Below are 16,132 nucleotides of genomic sequence, written 5' to 3'. Positions count from 1 at the left end.
GCCCGGCGAGGACCGCTGAGCGGCCCGGCCGGCCGGGCCGCCCCCTGACCGGCCGAGGTCGCGTGGAGTCATCCCCGGCACCGGACCGTCGGGGCGCGTTACCGCTCCGACCCGTCCCTCGCGAGGCCGGCCAGGAAGTCCTCGACCTCCTTCGCCGTCCTCAACCGGTGGAAGACCAGGTGCGCGGCCCGCGGATCGCGCATCGCCGCCTCGTAACGCTTCTGGACGCCCGGATACGAGGTCCATGCCCACCACAGGATCGAGTCCTCGCCGCGCCAGAACATCAGACCGCGCCACGTCTCACGGTTGCCGTTCCACAACTCCTGGCCGGTCGCCGCCCGCCGCACGGTCCGGCTCAGGGCGCGCCACAGCACCCGCCACCGGGAGGGGTTGACCCACACGACGGTGTCCGCCCGCTCCCACACCAGGGTGCCGATCTTGCTCTGGTAGTTGCCGTCCACGATCCAGGCGTCGGCGGCCGTGGCCCGCCGGACCCGTTCACTCAGCTCCTCGGCCGAGGCCTCGGTCCAGCCGGGCCCCCAGTGCAACGCGTCCAGCTCGACGTGCGGCACGTCGAGTATGTCGGAGAGGCGCCCCGCCACCGTCGACTTGCCCGACCCCGAGCACCCCACCACCGAGACCCGCCGCACCCCGTCCGCCCCCTCCGGCCCGACCACCACTCCGACGTGCCATTCAACCGGACCGCCTGCCGAGGGACGCCCCAGCCCTTCGCCGGACGCCCCTGTCGGCTCTGGGGCCATGACCAGTCGCCGCACGGAACCGCGTGACCTTTCGACGTCGGTCGAATCGATGGGACGTCCACGCCTCTGGTGCCAGCCTGATCTCCGTAAGGCAACGGCAGGAACGGCCAGTCCGACATCAGGAGACGTCATGATCTTCGTCAACCTCACCACGACCGACCTCGAGCGCAGCAAGGCCTTCTACACGGCGCTCGGCTGCGACATCAACCCCATGTTCACCGACGAGAACGCCGCCTGCGTCGTCTGGGACGAGAACACGAACTTCATGGTGCTCACCCACGGACACTTCTCCCAGTTCACGGACAAGGAGATCGCCGACCCGCACAAGGTCGCCCAGGCGCTGGTGTCGTTCTCGCGCGACTCGCGGGAGCACGTCGACACGACCGTCGACGCCGGCGTCACCGCCGGCGGCCGTGAGCCGCGCCCCGCGCAGGACCACGGGTTCATGTACGGGCGCTCCCTCGAGGACCCGGACGGCAACATCCTCGAGTTCCTCTACATGGAGCCCCAGGCCGCCTCGCAGGGTCCGGAGGCGTACGTCGCCGAGCACGGCACGGGCCCGGACCCCGTTCCCGGGCGGTGACCCTCTGCGGCCACCGCCGCGGCCCGGCCGCGCTCGTCCGCCGCGTCAGACGCGGTGGACGAGCGCGTCGCCGAGCGGCGTGCGCGCGTGCAGCACGCGCCGCCCGGCCCGCCGGGACGCGATGAGTCCGGCGGCGCGCAGGGCGTCGAGGTGATGGGACGCGGTGGAAGCCGCTATCCCGGCCTCTCCCGCGGTCTCCGTCGTCGACAGCGGCGCGCCGAGCGCGAGGAGCACCGCGGCACGGCTCTCCCCGAGCAGCCCCGCCAGCGCGTCCGTCGAATCGGCACGGTGCCACACCTCGGACACACCGAGCGCGGGGTGGAACAGCGTCGGCTGAGCGGGCGGCTCCGTGAGCACCGCGCAGTGGCGCGCGAAGAACGACGGCACCAGCACGAGGCCCCGCCCCTGGCAGTCGACGACCTCCTCGTGCCGCTCCATCCGCACGCGCACGGTGTCGAAGCCGGTGTCGGCGCTCCACTCGACCGCTTCGCCGAGGTCGGCCGCCATCCCGGCCAGGCCGTCCGCGGTCATCCGTCGCACCCGGGAGCCGATGTCCGCATGCAGGATGCGTTCGATCTGCGCCCAGTACGGCGCGAGTGCGGTCTCCCAGAGCACCTCGACGTGGCGCACGAGCACGGCGCGGATCCTCTCGGGATCGTCCGCCATCCTCTCGAGCGCGGCCCGCGCGACGCCGGCGCTGCGGACGGCGCGCTTGCGCAGGTCCACCGAGATCGGCTCGAGCGGCGCCTGCCGCAGCCGCTCGATCTCGTCCGCGGGCGTGAGGTCCCACGACGCGGCCGAGGTGAACAGATCGGGCGCGTACCCGTCCTCGCCCACGACGAGGCGCAGCAAGTCGAGGGTCTCCCGCGGGACGTCGGCGCGCACGGCCCGGACCCATCCCCACTGCAGCGGCTGCTCCTGCGGCCGGCTGAGGGTTCGTACGGCGTGGACGATCTCGTGCCCCGGCGACACGCCGAACCGGACGGTGGAGATGTCCTCCGAAGCGAGGCGGAACTCGACGTACTTCTGCGGCACGCCGAGCAGGCTACCGCCGACCCGACCCGACCCGACCCGGCCCGACTTGACCGACCGAACGCGGACCGGCTCCGTCGGCCTTCCCTGCGCCGGCACTGCCGGTGCGGGCTGCAGAGGTTGTCACCTCTGACCGGAGGGGACGGGTAGCAGCACTGCCGGAGCGACAATCGGCGGGAGAGCTCTCCGACGGCAGGTCGGGGCTCCCTTCGGAGCGGTCCACTGGAGGGTGATCGAAAGTGGATCTTCACCGCGCTCCATGACCCGGGCCGACGCCAAGGGTTTGATCACGTGGGACCTCAACGTCGACTCCACGGTCGGCCAGGCTGGTCGCAGAAGCGTCAGGAACTCACGACGGCTCGGTCGGACTCGCTGCGCAGAACGCAGAACTCGTTGCCTTCGGGATCAGCAAGGACCGCCCAGCCAGAGCCATCGGGATTCCGGTGATCGGTGACGAGGCTGGCACCGAGGCCCAACAGTCGTTCCACCTCCTGCTCGCGCGAGGTTTCTGGGCGCAGACACAGATGGATCCGGTTCTTGATCGTCTTGGACTCGGGCACCTGGTTGAAGTACAGCACCGGGCCCTCCGCCAGCAGCACCTGAACCTCAGGATCACCCGGTTTGTCCTCCGGATGCAGCGGACGGCCGGTCGCCCTGCTCCAGAACCGGGCCAGCTCGTAGGCATCCACGCAGTCGATCGCCACGTTCTGCAATACCGAGACCATGCGCGCGAGCCTCCCTGATTTCCCCTCCAGACGCCATCGAGTTGCGCTCGTTCATCGCGCATACAGCTCGGACACCTGGCAGCACCTTCGATACACGCCCCAGGAGGAGCAGGAATGCAGGGTGACCACAGAAGCAACCAACGGGTATCGGTGACAGGGAGAGGCAGACGCCCCCGCCGAATAACAACACTTTTGTTAAACTGACGGCATGGCTGATGACAGCGCACCCGCCCCCGGCGAAGGGCCCGTCCGCCCCATGTCCGTTTCGCTGCACGAGGGCACCATCGCCGCCCTGAAGCAGCGCACAGGCCGACGCGGCATGTCCGCCTACGTCGAGGGCCTCATCCAGCGAGAACTGGAGCGGGAACGCCTGCGCGAGCTGATCGCCGCCGCGGAGGCCGAGCACGGCCCGGTGGACCAGCGAGCGGTCGACGCCAAGCGGGCGCTGCTGCGTGGGGACGCGACAGGCTCGGCGGACACCGCCGCATGAGCGGCACCCTCGTTCTGGACTGCGAAGGTCTCTCCAGACTCGTACGCCGCGACCCCGAGCTGACCGAATGGCTCGCGGCTGCCGACGCGGAGGACATACGGGTCGTGGCCAGCTCGGTCACCCTCGTCGAGGCCCGGGACCCACGAGTCCATCAGGCGCAGTTCGACTACGCCGTCTCGCGCGTCACTGTCGTCCCGCCCGGCGAGGCCATCGCACGACAGGCGAGCAAGTTGCTCGCTGCGGCCGGCCTGCACGGGCACAAGTACGCGCTGGACGCCATCGTCGCCGCGACAGCAGGCGCCTCACCTCGCCCCACGACCGTCCTCACCTCCGAACCCGAGGACCTCCAGATGCTCTGCACCGAAGGCATCACCGTCATCAAGATCTGAGCGGTACCCACGGCGCGGCCAAGGCCGCCGCCAAGCGCGCCGAGTCACAACGCCGACGGGGCCGGCCCGAAACCGGACCGACCCCGCTGAGCTGCACGTCTGGCGGCGGCTAGACGTTGAAGCGGAACTCCACCACGTCGCCGTCCTGCATGACGTACTCCTTGCCCTCCATGCGGGCGCGGCCCTTGGCGCGGGCCTCGGCGACGGAGCCGGCCTCGACGAGGTCGTCGAAGGAGATGACCTCGGCCTTGATGAAGCCCTTCTGGAAGTCCGTGTGGATCACGCCGGCCGCCTCGGGCGCGGTGGCGCCCTTCTTGATGGTCCAGGCGCGGGTCTCCTTGGGACCGGCGGTGAGGTAGGTCTGCAGGCCCAGGGTGTTGAAGCCGACGTGGGCGAGGGTGGCGAGGCCGGGCTCCTCGGCGCCGACGGACTGGAGGAGCTCCATGGCGTCCTCCTCATCGAGCTCGGCGAGGTCCGCCTCGAGCTTGGCGTTGAGGAAGATCGCCTCGGCCGGGGCGACCAGCGCGCGCTGCTCGTTCTTGAAGGTGTCGTCGGTCAGCTCGTCCTCGTCGACATTGAAGACGTAGAGGAAGGGCTTGGTGGTGAGCAGGTGCAGGTCGTGCAGCAGCTCGCTGCGCTCGGTGCCCTGGACGATGCCCTGGGAGAAGAGCGTGTCGCCGCGCTCCAGGATCTCCTTGGCCTCCTCGACGGCCTTGACCTTCGGGGCGATGTCCTTCTTGATCCGGGACTCCTTCTGGAGGCGCGGGAGGACCTTCTCGATGGTCTGGAGGTCGGCCAGGATCAGCTCGGTGTTGATGGTCTCGATGTCGTCCTTCGGCGAGACCTTGCCGTCGACGTGGACGACGTTCTCGTCCTTGAAGGCGCGGATGACCTGGCAGATCGCGTCGGACTCGCGGATGTTCGCGAGGAACTTGTTGCCCAGGCCCTCGCCCTCGCTGGCGCCGCGGACGATGCCGGCGATGTCGACGAAGTCGACCGTGGCGGGGAGCACCCGCGCGGAGCCGAAGATCTCGGCGAGCTTCGCCAGGCGCGGGTCGGGGACGCCGACGACGCCCACGTTGGGCTCGATCGTGGCGAACGGGTAGTTGGCCGCAAGCACGTCGTTCTTGGTCAGGGCGTTGAACAGGGTCGACTTGCCGACATTCGGCAGACCGACGATTCCGATCGTGAGCGACACGTTGCGACTTCCCGTTACGTGAGGTGAAGAGGGCGGGCGGGCCTGAGGCGGACCGATCCCCCAGTCTACGGCGTGCCGGACGGGGCACCCGTAACTGTCGAACATCAGACCAGTGCGGCCCCTGGGCGTGTCATTAGGGCTATTCAGCACATAAACAGACCTAGGTTGTGCGAGTGGAGCATCACAGGACGACGGGAACATCACGGTCGGCCGCCCGGCCCGTGCGGGCGTCGCGACGCGACGCCCGCACGGGGCTGCCCGGGCAGGCTCGCGGGGGCGGTTCCGGAGGCGGCGAGCGGCGGGCCCCACGGCCCCGGCACCCACAGGGTGTGCAGCCGGCCGCCGCGGGGGCGGGTGTGGCCGCCATGTCCGCGGGTGCGGCGGCCGCCGGGTCCGGACGCGGCACGGCGGGGCGCGGCGGCGCGGTCGACCGGGCCGGGCGGGCGATGGACGAGCTGGCCCGGTGGACCGGGCGGGCGGCGGAGTCGGCGCGGGGCTCGCGGGTCCCGTGGATCGCCGCGGCGGCGAACCGGGGCACGGCGGCCGCGGACGGGCTGCGGCGCTTCCCCAACCCGCGGCTCACCGGGCTCGGATGCGGACTGTTCTGCACGGCCGCGATGGTGACGCTGGGGCTGCTGAGCATGCTGCTGGGCGCGTCGGTCACGGTCTACGGGCTGCTGTTCCTGCCGGTCAGCCTGCTCACGGCGATGTGGGTGCGGCCGGGTGACCTGCTGACGGCGCCGATCGTCGGGCCGATCGCGTACGCGCTGGGGCTGCTGTTCGTCGCCGACGGGAGCGGGGTCGGCGGGCAGGCGATGGGCTTCTTCACGGCGCTGGCCACGGGGGCCGGGTGGCTGTACGGGGGCGTACTGGTCACCGGGCTGGTGGCGACGGGGCGGTGGATCCGGTTCACGTCCGCGGGCGGTGCCGGCGGCGGCAGCGGTGCCGCAGCCGCCTACCGCGAGGGCTGAACCGCCGCCCTCACCCGCAGGACCTTGGGGGTCCGTGGGGAGGGGCCCCCGGCGGGAACCCGGACCCGGAACAGGACGGGCCGCCACGCGCACAACGGAGACGTGCGGGTGGCGGCGGCCGGTCGTCGAGGTCGGTTCCGCAGGAGCAGAGGAACAGGATCAGCGGGGCCGCGCCGGGAACGGACCGAGACGCGGCCGCCGGGTCAGCCGCGCTGCTGGGCGGCGTACATGGCCGCCCCCACGATCCCCGCGTTGTTCTGGAGCCGCGCCGGAACGATCTCCGCCCGCACCTTGGTGATCAGCGGGAGGAACTTGTCCGCCTTGCGGCTCACGCCACCGCCCACGATGAACAGCTCGGGCGAGAACAGCATCTCGACGTGCCGCAGGTACTTCTCGACCCGCCGCGCCCAGTGCTCCCACGTGAGATCGCCGTCCTCGCGCGCCTTGTGGGACGCCCGCTTCTCCGCGTCGTGGCCGTTCAGCTCGAGGTGCCCCAGCTCCGTGTTGGGAACCAGCGCGCCGTCGGTGAAGACCGCGCTGCCGATGCCGGTGCCGAAGGTCAGCACGATCACCGTGCCCTTGCGGCCCTGACCGGCGCCGAAGTTCATCTCGGCGACCCCCGCCGCGTCCGCGTCGTTGACCACGGTGACCGGGATGCCACCCAGCCGCCCGCCGAGCAGCGCGGCGGCGTCCGTGTCCACCCAGGCGGTGTCGACGTTGGCCGCGGTGCGGACGGTGGAACCGCCGGTGACCACGCCGGGGAACGTCACGCCCACCGGCCCGTGCCAGTTGAAGTGGTCGACGACCTCCCGGACGCACTCCGCCACGTCGTCAGGGGTCGAGGGCTGCGGGGTCAGCACCTTGTGCCGCTCCGCCGCCAGGTCGCCCCTCGTCAGGTCCACGGGCGCGCCCTTGATTCCGGAGCCGCCGATGTCCACACCGAAGATCTGCATGGCACCACGCTACGACGCGCGGCAAGCCGTCACCGCCGGAAGGGTGTACCGGGAGGGAGCACTGAAGACACGCGGGCGGCGTGCGGGGCGCCCTCGGCGCGGACTCCGGTGCCACCGGGGGGCGGTGGTGACGGCCGTGCTGGCAGTGACGGCGGTGGCGCCGGAGGCGGCGGTGGTGGCGATGGCGGCGGCGGCGGCGGCGGCGGCGGGTGATGGTGACCGGGGCGGCGCCGCACGAGGCGGACGCGACCGGCCTGCGGACACGCCGAGGCCCCGGCGGGCAGAAGGGCGGCGGGACGCGCAGCGCGCCCGCGGACACGCGGGCGGACGTGCGGGCGGACATGCGGCGGACACGCGAAAGGCCCGCGCCTTCCGCAGGCGCGGGCCCTCCGACGGGTGGGAAACGGCGGCAGGCGGGGGTCAGCCCTGCGTGCCGCCCGTGCGCTCGGCGACCAGCGCCGTCGCCTCCTCGCGGAGGTCGCGCCGCAGTTCCTTGGGCAGCGAGAAGGTGATCGACTCCTCGGCCGCCTTCACGATCTCCACGTCCTCGAAGCCCCGCTGGGACAGGTACTCGAGGACCTGCTCGACCAGCACGTCCGGCACCGAGGCGCCCGAGGTGACACCCACCGTGGTGACTCCCTCCAGCCAGCTCTCGTCGATCTCGTCGGCGAAGTCGACCAGGTAGGCGGCGGAGGCGCCGGCCAGCTTGGCGACCTCGACCAGGCGCACGGAGTTGGAGGAGTTGCGCGAGCCGACCACGATCACCAGCTCGGACGCGGCGCCCATCTCCTTCACGGCCAGCTGACGGTTCTGCGTCGCGTAGCAGATGTCGTCGCTGGGCGGGGAGATCAGCTGCGGGAACTTCTCCTTGAGCGCGCCGACCGTCTCCATCGTCTCGTCCACCGAGAGCGTGGTCTGGGAGAGCCAGACGACCTTCGACGGGTCGCGGACCTCGACCTTGGCGACGTCCTCGGGGCCGTCGACGAGCTGGATGTGGTCGGGGGCCTCGCCGGAGGTGCCGATGACCTCCTCGTGGCCCTCGTGGCCGATCAGCAGGATGTCGTAGTCCTCGTCGGCGAACCGGACGGCCTCCTTGTGGACCTTGGTCACCAGGGGGCAGGTCGCGTCGATGGTGGCGAGCCGGCCGGCCTTCGCCTCGTCGTGCACGGTCGGGGCGACGCCGTGGGCGGAGAACATCACGATGTTGCCGGGCGGCACCTCCTCCGTCTGCTCGACGAAGATCGCGCCCTTCTTCTCGAGGGTCTGCACCACGTACTTGTTGTGGACGATCTCGTGACGGACGTAGATCGGGGCCCCGTACTGTTCCAGGGCCTTCTCCACGGCGATCACTGCGCGGTCGACGCCGGCGCAGTAGCCGCGGGGAGAGGCGAGCAGGACACGGCGGCGGCCAGGAGTCTCGGTCATGCGCCCATCGTACGGGCCGCCCCGAGCCCCGGCCCGGCGCCGCCCCGCCCCGGCGGCCGGGCCGGGGCGGGGGAGGTGAGCCCAGGATTCGCGCTGGAGCGACGAATCCTGGGCTCACCTCCCCCGGCACCCCCCGGCCGGCGGACCCGAGCATCGCCCCGTTCGTGTCGGAGTCGACGGTTACGCTCGGGCGCATGGCTGTGAACACGACCCCCGAGGCCCCGCTGCCCGTCGGCCAGGTCTCGCGGTTGATCGGGAGCTGGATCGACCGGCTCGGCGCGGTCTGGGTGGAGGGGCAGATCACCCAGCTCTCCCGCCGCCCCGGCGCGGGCGTGGTGTTCATGACGCTGCGCGACCCCTCGCACGACATCTCGGTGAAGGTCACCTGCTTCCGGCAGGTCTTCGACGCGGTCGCCGACATCGTCGGCGAGGGCGCCCGGGTGCTGGTGCACGCCAAGCCGGAGTGGTACGCCCCGCGCGGCGAGCTGTCGCTGCGGGCGGCGGAGATCCGTCCGGTGGGCATGGGAGAACTGCTGGCGCGGCTGGAGCAGCTGAAGAAGAGCCTGGCGGCGGAGGGGCTGTTCGCGGCGGACCGGAAGAAGCCGCTGCCGTTCCTGCCGCAGCTGATCGGCCTGGTCTGCGGCCGGGCGTCGGCGGCCGAGCGCGACGTCCTGGAGAACGCCCGCCGCCGCTGGCCCGCCGTCCGCTTCGAGGTGCGCAACGTCGCCGTGCAGGGCGTGCACGCCGTGCCGCAGGTGGTGCGGGCGGTGCGGGAGCTGGACGCCATGGACGAGGTCGACGTCATCGTGGTGGCGCGCGGCGGCGGCAGCGTGGAGGACCTGCTGCCGTTCTCCGACGAGGAGCTGGTCCGCACGGTCGCCGGCTGTCGCACTCCGGTGGTGTCCGCGATCGGCCACGAGCCGGACACCCCGCTGCTGGACTACGTCGCCGACCTGCGCGCCTCGACGCCGACCGACGCCGCCAAGAAGGTGGTGCCGGACGTGGGCGAGGAGGCGGAGCGGGTGCGGCAACTGCGGGACCGGGCGCGCCGGTGCGTGGACGCGGCGGTCTCGCGGGAGGAGCGCGGTCTGCAGAACGCGCTGGCCAGACCAGTCATGCAGGACCCGCACCGGATGATCGACGACCGCGCCGAGCAGGTCACGGCGCTCGCCGACCGGGCCCGGCGCACCCTGGGGCACCTGCTGGACCGGGCGGAGTCCGAGCTGACCCACACCCACGCCCGGGTGGTGGCCCTCTCCCCCGCGCAGACGCTGCGCCGGGGGTACGCGGTGCTCCAGCGCCCCGACGGGCAGGTCGTCCGCGATCCCGCCGAGGTGACGCCGGGCGAACCACTGCGCGCCAGGGTCGCCGGCGGCGCGTTCACGGTCCTGCCGTCCGCTCCGGCGGAGGGAGACGGTGACGAAGGGCCCGCCGCCGTCCGCACCGACACGCACCCCAGCGACACCCCCACCGACACCGACACCGACCCCAACGACACCGAAGCATGAGGACGGACGCAATGAGCAGCAGGGCCGACGAGCAGTCCGCCGGGGCGACCGAGGCCGGCCGGGCGATGCTCGGCTACGAGCAGGCGCGTGACGAGCTGATCGAGGTGGTCCGGCGGCTGGAGGCCGGCGGCACCTCGCTGGAGGAGTCGCTGGCGCTGTGGGAGCGCGGCGAGGAGCTCGCGAAGGTGTGCCGCCGCTGGCTGGAGGGCGCCCGCAAGCGCCTGGACGCGGCGCTGGCCGAGGAGGACGAGGAGTCCGGCGAGGACACCGCGCAGTGAGACGCAGCGAGGCGCGCCACCGCGTCTCCCCCGCGTCTCCCCTGCGTCTTATTTGAAATTTCAACCTCTTCGGTCCTACAGTGGAGTCGTTCCACCGGACCCCCGAAAAGGCTGACGCATGTCTCTCGTTCTTGACCCCGCCGCCCAGGACCTGCTGTTCCGCGAGGCGCACACCGCCCAGAAGTTCTCCTCCGAGCCGGTGACCGAGGAGCAGCTCAAGGCGGTCCACGACCTGGTCAAGTTCGGCCCGACGGCCTTCAACCAGTCGCCGCTGCGGGTGACGCTGGTCCAGTCCCCCGAGGCCCGCACCCGCCTGGTCGAGCTGCTGATGGACGGCAACAAGGCCAAGACCGCCACCGCCCCGGTGGTGGCGATCCTGTCCGCCGACGCCGAGTTCCACGAGGAGCTCGACACGCTGCTCCCGGCGATCCCGAACGCCAAGGACATGTTCTTCAGCGAGCGCCCGGTCCGTGAGCGTTCCGCACTCGCCAACGCGCAGCTGCAGGCCGCCTACTTCATCATCGGCCTCCGCGCGGCCGGCCTGGCGGCGGGCCCGATGACCGGCGCCGACATGGAGGGCATCCGCAAGGAGTTCCTCGGCGACGACCACCTGCCGCTGATGGTCGTCAACATCGGCCACCCCACCACCGAGGAGGGCGCCCACTACCCGCGCGCCCCGCGCCTGTCCTACGAGCAGGTCTTCACCACCGTCTGAGCCGGACGCCAGGAACGCCAGGAACGCCAGGAACGCCAGGAAAGGCCCCCCGCACATCGTGGGGGGCCTTTCCCGTGCACGCAGAGGACGCTCGCAGCGGACGCGCGGCAGGGCACGCAGCGGCGCGGGAGGCGCGCCGCCGGGGTCCCGCCTACTCCGCGGGCTTCTCCTCGGTGCGCAGCGCCTCGGCCAGGACGGTGAGGTCCTCCATGCCCGCGCTGCCGGTCACCACCGTGGTCACGCCCTGCTCCTTGAGCACCAGGGCGTCGTACCGGTCGCCCTCGTAGCGGTCCCAGTCCTGGCCCGCGACCCTCTCGGTGCCGGCCTTCGAGGCGCCCTGGGTGGCGGACTCCACGAACTCCGACGGCTTCCGCGTGGACTGCTCCACCGCCGCGTAGCCGCCGTCCGGGTCGGCGAAGCCGAGGTGCCAGTGCGCGTGGTCGGCCGTGTAGCGCACCGACGTCGCCGTCCAGCCGTCCGACAGGGCCTCGGGAGCGGCCACCGGGTACGGCGCGGCACGGCGCGCCGTCAGGAGCTCCACCCGGTAGTCCACCCGCTTCGGCTCCGGCACGGTGTCGTCGTGCGGGACGAAGAGGTAGACCACGCCCGCCGCGAGAAGAATGAGGCCCAGGGAGAGAACCATGTCCCGGACCGACTGCTTGCCTTTCATACCTGCCACGCCCCTATCGTCGCAGGTGCGCCACGCGCTCATCCGTGGGGTCCTCTGCTCATAATTTCACTCGGAGGCTAGAGTCAGGGGCGAACGACCCTCATCCGGCCGTCGTCATACAGGGAAGGTGCCGATGACCGAGCACAATCTGCTCCCGTCCGAACTCGAGGTCCCCTCCGAGGCCCCCGACCGCAACCTGGCCCTGGAACTGGTCCGGGTCACCGAGGCGGCCGCCCTGGCGGCGGGCCGCTGGGTGGGCCGCGGTGACAAGAACGGCGCCGACGGCGCCGCGGTGCGCGCCATGCGCACCCTCGTCTCGACCGTCTCGATGAACGGTGTCGTCGTCATCGGCGAGGGCGAGAAGGACGAGGCGCCCATGCTGTTCAACGGCGAGCGGGTGGGTGACGGCACCGGCCCCGAGTGCGACATCGCCGTCGACCCGATCGACGGCACCACCCTCACCGCCAAGGGCATGACCAACGCGATCGCCGTGCTGGCCGCCGCCGACCGGGGCTCGATGTTCGACCCGTCGGCGGTCTTCTACATGGACAAGCTGGTCACCGGCCCGGAGGCGGCCGACTTCGTCGACATCAACGCCCCGGTGTCGGTGAACATCCGCCGGATCGCCAAGGCGAAGCGCTCCACGCCCGAGAGCGTCACCGTGGTCATCCTGGACCGGCCCCGCCACCAGCAGCTGATCCAGGACGTCCGGGAGACCGGCGCGCGGATAAAGCTGATCTCCGACGGCGACGTGGCGGGCTCCATCCTCGCCCTGCGCGAGGGGACCGGCATCGACCTGCTGCTGGGCGTCGGCGGCACGCCGGAGGGCATCATCTCGGCCTGCGCGGTGAAGTGCCTGGGCGGCACCATCCAGGGCAAGCTCTGGCCGAAGGACGAGGAGGAGCGGGAGCGGGCACTCGCGGCCGGTCACGACCTGGACCGGGTGCTGACCACCGACGACCTGGTCTCCGGCGAGAACGTGTTCTTCGTCGCCACCGGCATCACCGACGGCGAACTGCTGCGCGGGGTGCGCTACCGCTCCGAGACGGCGACGACCTCCTCGATCGTCATGCGCTCGAAGTCGGGCACGGTGCGGGAGATCCACTCCGAGCACCGGCTGAGCAAGCTCCGGGCGTACAGCAAGATCGACTTCGACCGGGCCAAGTAAACCGGTCCACCAGGCCGACGATCAGCGGCGGACGAGGGGCGCTCCTGGTGCGGCGGGGGCGCCCTTCGGGGTTCCGGGCCGGCGCCGGGCCATGGGCGTACTCAGCCCGCGGCCGCTATCCGCCCGCCCGCCGAGGAACGGGCCTTGCCGAGGTCCATGTCCCGCCGCCGCCGGCGCGCCAGCACCAGGCGACGCTCGGCAGCCGTCAGCCCGCCCCAGACGCCGTAGGGCTCCGGCTGCAGCAGGGCGTGCTCACGGCACTCCACCATCACCGGACACTGCGCGCAGACCCGCTTGGCCGCCTCCTCGCGGGACAGCCGGGCGGCCGTGGGCTCCTTGGACGGGGCGAAGAAGAGTCCCGCCTCGTCCCTGCGGCAGACGGCCTCGGTGTGCCAGGGGGCCTCCTGGTCGCGCTCCCTGCGGGCGCTCCGCTGGACCGGGACCTGTGCGACCTTGGTGACCTGCAGGGACGAACGCGTGTGCTGCGGCACGGTCTACTCCTGACGAAGGTTTCGCGAGCGAGCGGCGATGCGTCAAGCACTACCCCTCGCGCACGTGCCGTATGCACCCCGTACACGCCTCGCGACGCAGCGGCGCCGTCACAACTCCCGTGCGCCGCCGCCCAGATGCCGACGCGCTCCGGAGCCGTGACCGCCGCCGGGGTGCTTGTGCCGGGAGCGGTCCAGGTGCCGCTGCACCCGGTCGCGGATGTCGGCCACCAGGCTCCCCCGGCGCGGCCTCGCCTCGACGTTCCCCAGCACCGCCCAGCCGTCCACGTAGATCACCGGAGCGTTGGGGTCCGCGGCGTCGGCCGTGTCCACCTCGAAGTTGCCGAGCACGCCGCCGCCGGTGCCGCGCAGGGTGACGTTCTCCGGCACGTAGACCTCGACGCTGCCGAAGACGGAGACGGCCTTGACGGTGACCTGCTGGTGCTCGAACACGGCCTCGCTGAGGTCGATCTCGACGCTGCCGAATATCGCGTAGGCGTTGATCTGGCGGCCGGCCCGCCAGCGGCCGGTACGGGAGGCGGCGCTGAACACCGCCGTCACGTTCTCCTCCGCCACGGGGAGGGACTCGAGGGAGAAGGCCGGCGCCGGGGCCGGCGCGGCCCGCCCGGCGGGCAGGTCGCGCACGTACTCCTCCAGCTCGCCGAGGGTCCGGGCGGCGAGCGCCCCCTCCACCCGCTCGGCGTGCTCCTCGGGCGTGAGGCGGCCTTCGGCGACGGCCTCGCGCAGCTGATCCACGACACGGTCCCGCTCGGCGTCCGACGCCCGCAGCTCAAGGTTCTTGTGAAGGTCCACATCCCGAGGCTAGCAGTCGCGATGTATCGCGAACATCCTCCGGAAGGGGGATGTTCGCGCGACCGGCTCGCACGACCGGCCCGCCCGACCGAAGACCCCGCGGGCCGGGAGCGCCGACGGGCCGGGGCCCCGGGACCCCGGGACCCCGAGGCGGCGGACGAGCCCTACCTCACAGCGGCGGCCTCCCGCCCACGTCTTAGGCTGGTGGGCACCGGCCGTCTTTCGAGTGAGGAAATGGGCGAAGATGCCTGAGTTCGCGTACACCGATCTGCTCCCCGCGGGAGAGGACACCACCCCTTACCGGCTGGTGACCTCCGAGGGCGTGTCGACCTTCGAGGCCGACGGCCGCACGTTCCTCAAGGTGGAGCCGGAGGCGCTGCGCAAGCTCGCCGAGGAGGCGGTGCACGACATCCAGCACTACCTGCGCCCCGAGCACCTCGCCCAGCTCCGCAAGATCATCGAGGACCCCGAGGCGTCCGCCAACGACAAGTTCGTCGCCCTGGACCTGCTGAAGAACGCGAACATCGCGGCGGCCGGCGTGCTGCCCATGTGCCAGGACACCGGCACCGCGATCGTGATGGGCAAGCGCGGCCAGAACGTGCTGACCGAGGGCGGTGACGAGGAGGCCCTGTCCCGCGGCATCTACGACGCCTACCGCAACCTCAACCTGCGCTACTCCCAGATGGCCCCGATCACCATGTGGGAGGAGAAGAACACCGGTTCCAACCTGCCCGCGCAGATCGAGCTGTACGCGACCGACGGCGGCGCCTACAAGTTCCTCTTCATGGCCAAGGGCGGCGGCTCGGCCAACAAGTCGTTCCTCTACCAGGAGACCAAGGCGGTCCTCAACGAGGCCTCCATGATGAAGTTCCTGGAGGAGAAGATCCGCTCGCTGGGCACCGCGGCCTGCCCGCCGTACCACCTGGCGATCGTCGTCGGCGGCACCTCGGCCGAGTTCGCGCTCAAGACCGCCAAGTACGCCTCGGCGCACTACCTGGACAACATCCCCACCGAGGGCTCCGAGCTGGGGCACGGCTTCCGGGACACCGAGCTGGAGGAGAAGGTCTTCGAGCTCACCCGCGAGCTCGGCATCGGCGCCCAGTTCGGCGGCAAGTACTTCTGCCACGACGTCCGCGTCATCCGCCTCCCCCGCCACGGCGCCTCCTGCCCGGTCGCGCTCGCGGTCTCCTGCTCCGCGGACCGTCAGGCCGTCGCGAAGATCACCGCCGAGGGCGTCTTCCTGGAGCAGCTGGAGAAGGACCCGGCGCGCTTCCTCCCGGACACCACCGAGGCGGACCTCATCCAGTCCGGCGACGTCGTGAAGATCGACCTCAACCGGCCGATGGACGAGATCCTCGCCGAGCTGACCAGGCACCCGGTCAAGACCCGCCTGTCGCTCACCGGCCCGCTGGTCGTCGCCCGCGACATCGCGCACGCCAAGATCAAGGAGCGCCTGGACGCCGGCGAGGGCATGCCGCAGTACCTGAAGGACCACCCGGTCTACTACGCGGGCCCCGCGAAGACCCCCGAGGGCTTCGCCTCCGGCTCCTTCGGCCCCACCACGGCCGGCCGGATGGACTCGTACGTCGAGCAGTTCCAGGCCGCGGGCGGCTCCAAGGTCATGCTGGCCAAGGGCAACCGCTCGCAGCAGGTCACCGACGCCTGCGCCGCGCACGGCGGCTTCTACCTGGGCTCCATCGGCGGCCCCGCGGCGCGCCTGGCGCAGGACTGCATCAAGAAGGTCGAGGTCCTGGAGTACGAGGAGCTCGGCATGGAGGCGGTCTGGCGGATCGAGGTCGAGGACTTCCCGGCCTTCGTCGTGGTCGACGACAAGGGCAACGACTTCTTCCAGAACCCGGCGCCCGCCCCCACCTTCACCTCCATCCCGGTCCGCGGCCCCGGTCTCTGAACCGGATCCGGCATCCACGCCGTGCGGCGTGCGCCCCGAACAGCGGGGTGCACGCC

Annotated in this window: 18 protein-coding genes; 9 read left to right on the top strand and 9 right to left on the bottom strand. The window is 71.6% G+C overall.

Annotated elements, in window-relative coordinates; all coding sequences use genetic code 11:
- Nucleotides 1-98: 98 nt before the first annotated feature.
- The gene (locus ABT026_RS14745; RefSeq protein WP_351114720.1) at nucleotides 99-680 is read right to left on the bottom strand and encodes a P-loop NTPase family protein; all 582 of its coding nucleotides are present in this window, start codon (nucleotides 678-680) and stop codon (nucleotides 99-101) included.
- A 211-nt stretch (nucleotides 681-891) separates the two neighbouring features.
- Here ABT026_RS14745 and ABT026_RS14740 point away from each other — a divergent pair, with 211 nt between their 5' ends.
- Entirely contained in the window at nucleotides 892-1,344 is a 453-nt protein-coding gene (locus ABT026_RS14740; RefSeq protein ID WP_351114718.1) for a VOC family protein, read from the top strand.
- A gap of 45 nt (nucleotides 1,345-1,389) precedes the next feature.
- Here ABT026_RS14740 and ABT026_RS14735 read toward each other — a convergent pair whose 3' ends face one another.
- Together ABT026_RS14735 and ABT026_RS14730 are read right to left on the bottom strand one after the other, a co-directional pair.
- Nucleotides 1,390-2,379, bottom strand: coding sequence for an ArsR/SmtB family transcription factor (locus ABT026_RS14735; RefSeq protein ID WP_351114716.1), 990 nt, complete (start codon nucleotides 2,377-2,379; stop codon nucleotides 1,390-1,392).
- Nucleotides 2,380-2,717: 338 nt separating this feature from the next.
- Complete coding sequence (locus tag ABT026_RS14730; protein ID WP_351114715.1) at nucleotides 2,718-3,101, bottom strand: VOC family protein; 384 nt, start codon at nucleotides 3,099-3,101, stop codon at nucleotides 2,718-2,720.
- A gap of 208 nt (nucleotides 3,102-3,309) precedes the next feature.
- Here ABT026_RS14730 and ABT026_RS14725 point away from each other — a divergent pair, with 208 nt between their 5' ends.
- Nucleotides 3,310-3,591 carry a hypothetical protein gene (locus ABT026_RS14725; RefSeq protein ID WP_351114713.1) on the top strand — a complete coding sequence of 94 codons (282 nt, stop codon included), beginning with the start codon at nucleotides 3,310-3,312 and terminating at the stop codon, nucleotides 3,589-3,591.
- Nucleotides 3,588-3,980, top strand: coding sequence for a type II toxin-antitoxin system VapC family toxin (locus ABT026_RS14720; protein WP_351114711.1), 393 nt, complete (start codon nucleotides 3,588-3,590; stop codon nucleotides 3,978-3,980). Before ABT026_RS14725 ends, ABT026_RS14720 begins: the two co-directional genes overlap by 4 nt.
- A gap of 109 nt (nucleotides 3,981-4,089) precedes the next feature.
- Here the strand turns inward: ABT026_RS14720 and ychF are convergent, their stop codons facing one another.
- Complete coding sequence (ychF, locus tag ABT026_RS14715) at nucleotides 4,090-5,178, bottom strand: redox-regulated ATPase YchF (RefSeq protein WP_351114710.1); 1,089 nt, start codon at nucleotides 5,176-5,178, stop codon at nucleotides 4,090-4,092.
- 329 nt (nucleotides 5,179-5,507) lie between these two features.
- Between ychF and ABT026_RS14710 the strand changes: the two genes are divergently transcribed.
- Nucleotides 5,508-6,149, top strand: coding sequence for a DUF6542 domain-containing protein (locus ABT026_RS14710; RefSeq protein ID WP_351114708.1), 642 nt, complete (start codon nucleotides 5,508-5,510; stop codon nucleotides 6,147-6,149).
- A 203-nt stretch (nucleotides 6,150-6,352) separates the two neighbouring features.
- On the opposite strand, the gene ppgK is transcribed toward ABT026_RS14710, so the two are convergent.
- Both ppgK and ABT026_RS14700 read right to left on the bottom strand, forming a co-directional pair.
- Nucleotides 6,353-7,102 (bottom strand): polyphosphate--glucose phosphotransferase, encoded by a 750-nt coding sequence (ppgK, locus tag ABT026_RS14705; protein ID WP_351114707.1) that lies wholly within the window; start codon nucleotides 7,100-7,102, stop codon nucleotides 6,353-6,355.
- 420 nt (nucleotides 7,103-7,522) lie between these two features.
- Nucleotides 7,523-8,527, bottom strand: a complete 1,005-nt coding sequence (locus ABT026_RS14700) for a 4-hydroxy-3-methylbut-2-enyl diphosphate reductase (RefSeq protein ID WP_351114706.1) — start codon at nucleotides 8,525-8,527, stop codon at nucleotides 7,523-7,525.
- Between the two features lie 194 nt (nucleotides 8,528-8,721).
- On the opposite strand from ABT026_RS14700, the gene xseA reads away from it, so the two are divergent.
- The 3 genes from xseA (at nucleotide 8,722) to ABT026_RS14685 (ending at nucleotide 11,028) form a co-directional block, all read left to right on the top strand.
- Entirely contained in the window at nucleotides 8,722-10,035 is a 1,314-nt protein-coding gene (gene xseA / locus ABT026_RS14695) for an exodeoxyribonuclease VII large subunit (RefSeq protein WP_351114704.1), read from the top strand.
- A gap of 11 nt (nucleotides 10,036-10,046) precedes the next feature.
- Nucleotides 10,047-10,313, top strand: coding sequence for an exodeoxyribonuclease VII small subunit (locus ABT026_RS14690; protein ID WP_351114703.1), 267 nt, complete (start codon nucleotides 10,047-10,049; stop codon nucleotides 10,311-10,313).
- A 118-nt stretch (nucleotides 10,314-10,431) separates the two neighbouring features.
- Nucleotides 10,432-11,028 carry a malonic semialdehyde reductase gene (locus ABT026_RS14685; protein WP_351114702.1) on the top strand — a complete coding sequence of 199 codons (597 nt, stop codon included), beginning with the start codon at nucleotides 10,432-10,434 and terminating at the stop codon, nucleotides 11,026-11,028.
- A gap of 151 nt (nucleotides 11,029-11,179) precedes the next feature.
- Here the strand turns inward: ABT026_RS14685 and ABT026_RS14680 are convergent, their stop codons facing one another.
- Entirely contained in the window at nucleotides 11,180-11,707 is a 528-nt protein-coding gene (locus ABT026_RS14680) for a DUF4245 domain-containing protein (protein WP_351114700.1), read from the bottom strand.
- Nucleotides 11,708-11,831: 124 nt separating this feature from the next.
- Here ABT026_RS14680 and glpX point away from each other — a divergent pair, with 124 nt between their 5' ends.
- Nucleotides 11,832-12,866: a class II fructose-bisphosphatase gene (gene glpX / locus ABT026_RS14675; RefSeq protein WP_351114699.1), complete on the top strand. Its 1,035-nt coding sequence runs from the start codon at nucleotides 11,832-11,834 to the stop codon at nucleotides 12,864-12,866.
- Between the two features lie 101 nt (nucleotides 12,867-12,967).
- Here glpX and ABT026_RS14670 read toward each other — a convergent pair whose 3' ends face one another.
- Both ABT026_RS14670 and ABT026_RS14665 read right to left on the bottom strand, forming a co-directional pair.
- Nucleotides 12,968-13,357, bottom strand: coding sequence for a WhiB family transcriptional regulator (locus ABT026_RS14670; protein WP_351114697.1), 390 nt, complete (start codon nucleotides 13,355-13,357; stop codon nucleotides 12,968-12,970).
- A gap of 108 nt (nucleotides 13,358-13,465) precedes the next feature.
- Entirely contained in the window at nucleotides 13,466-14,167 is a 702-nt protein-coding gene (locus ABT026_RS14665) for a DUF1707 SHOCT-like domain-containing protein (RefSeq protein WP_351114696.1), read from the bottom strand.
- A 244-nt stretch (nucleotides 14,168-14,411) separates the two neighbouring features.
- Between ABT026_RS14665 and ABT026_RS14660 the strand changes: the two genes are divergently transcribed.
- On the top strand, nucleotides 14,412-16,076 hold the full coding sequence (locus ABT026_RS14660; RefSeq protein WP_351114694.1) for a fumarate hydratase: 1,665 nt from the start codon (nucleotides 14,412-14,414) through the stop codon (nucleotides 16,074-16,076).
- Nucleotides 16,077-16,132: the final 56 nt, after the last annotated feature.

Source organism: Streptomyces sp. NPDC002734, assembly GCF_040295685.1.
Lineage (GTDB): Bacteria > Actinomycetota > Actinomycetes > Streptomycetales > Streptomycetaceae > Streptomyces.
The sequence above is the reverse complement of the archived record's forward strand: the minus strand, read 5'-3'. Positions and strand labels throughout refer to the sequence as shown.

Excerpts from the sequence above, each read along its gene's own strand:
- ABT026_RS14740 (WP_351114718.1), top strand. The coding sequence starts at position 892 with ATGATCTTCGTCAACCTCACCACGACCGACCTCGAGCGCAGCAAGGCC.
- ABT026_RS14730 (WP_351114715.1), bottom strand. The coding sequence starts at position 3,101 with ATGGTCTCGGTATTGCAGAACGTGGCGATCGACTGCGTGGATGCCTAC.
- ABT026_RS14725 (WP_351114713.1), top strand. The coding sequence starts at position 3,310 with ATGGCTGATGACAGCGCACCCGCCCCCGGCGAAGGGCCCGTCCGCCCC.
- ABT026_RS14720 (WP_351114711.1), top strand. The coding sequence starts at position 3,588 with ATGAGCGGCACCCTCGTTCTGGACTGCGAAGGTCTCTCCAGACTCGTA.
- ppgK (WP_351114707.1), bottom strand. The coding sequence starts at position 7,102 with ATGCAGATCTTCGGTGTGGACATCGGCGGCTCCGGAATCAAGGGCGCG.
- ABT026_RS14700 (WP_351114706.1), bottom strand. The coding sequence starts at position 8,527 with ATGACCGAGACTCCTGGCCGCCGCCGTGTCCTGCTCGCCTCTCCCCGC.
- xseA (WP_351114704.1), top strand. The coding sequence starts at position 8,722 with ATGGCTGTGAACACGACCCCCGAGGCCCCGCTGCCCGTCGGCCAGGTC.
- ABT026_RS14690 (WP_351114703.1), top strand. The coding sequence starts at position 10,047 with ATGAGCAGCAGGGCCGACGAGCAGTCCGCCGGGGCGACCGAGGCCGGC.
- ABT026_RS14685 (WP_351114702.1), top strand. The coding sequence starts at position 10,432 with ATGTCTCTCGTTCTTGACCCCGCCGCCCAGGACCTGCTGTTCCGCGAG.
- glpX (WP_351114699.1), top strand. The coding sequence starts at position 11,832 with ATGACCGAGCACAATCTGCTCCCGTCCGAACTCGAGGTCCCCTCCGAG.
- ABT026_RS14660 (WP_351114694.1), top strand. The coding sequence starts at position 14,412 with ATGCCTGAGTTCGCGTACACCGATCTGCTCCCCGCGGGAGAGGACACC.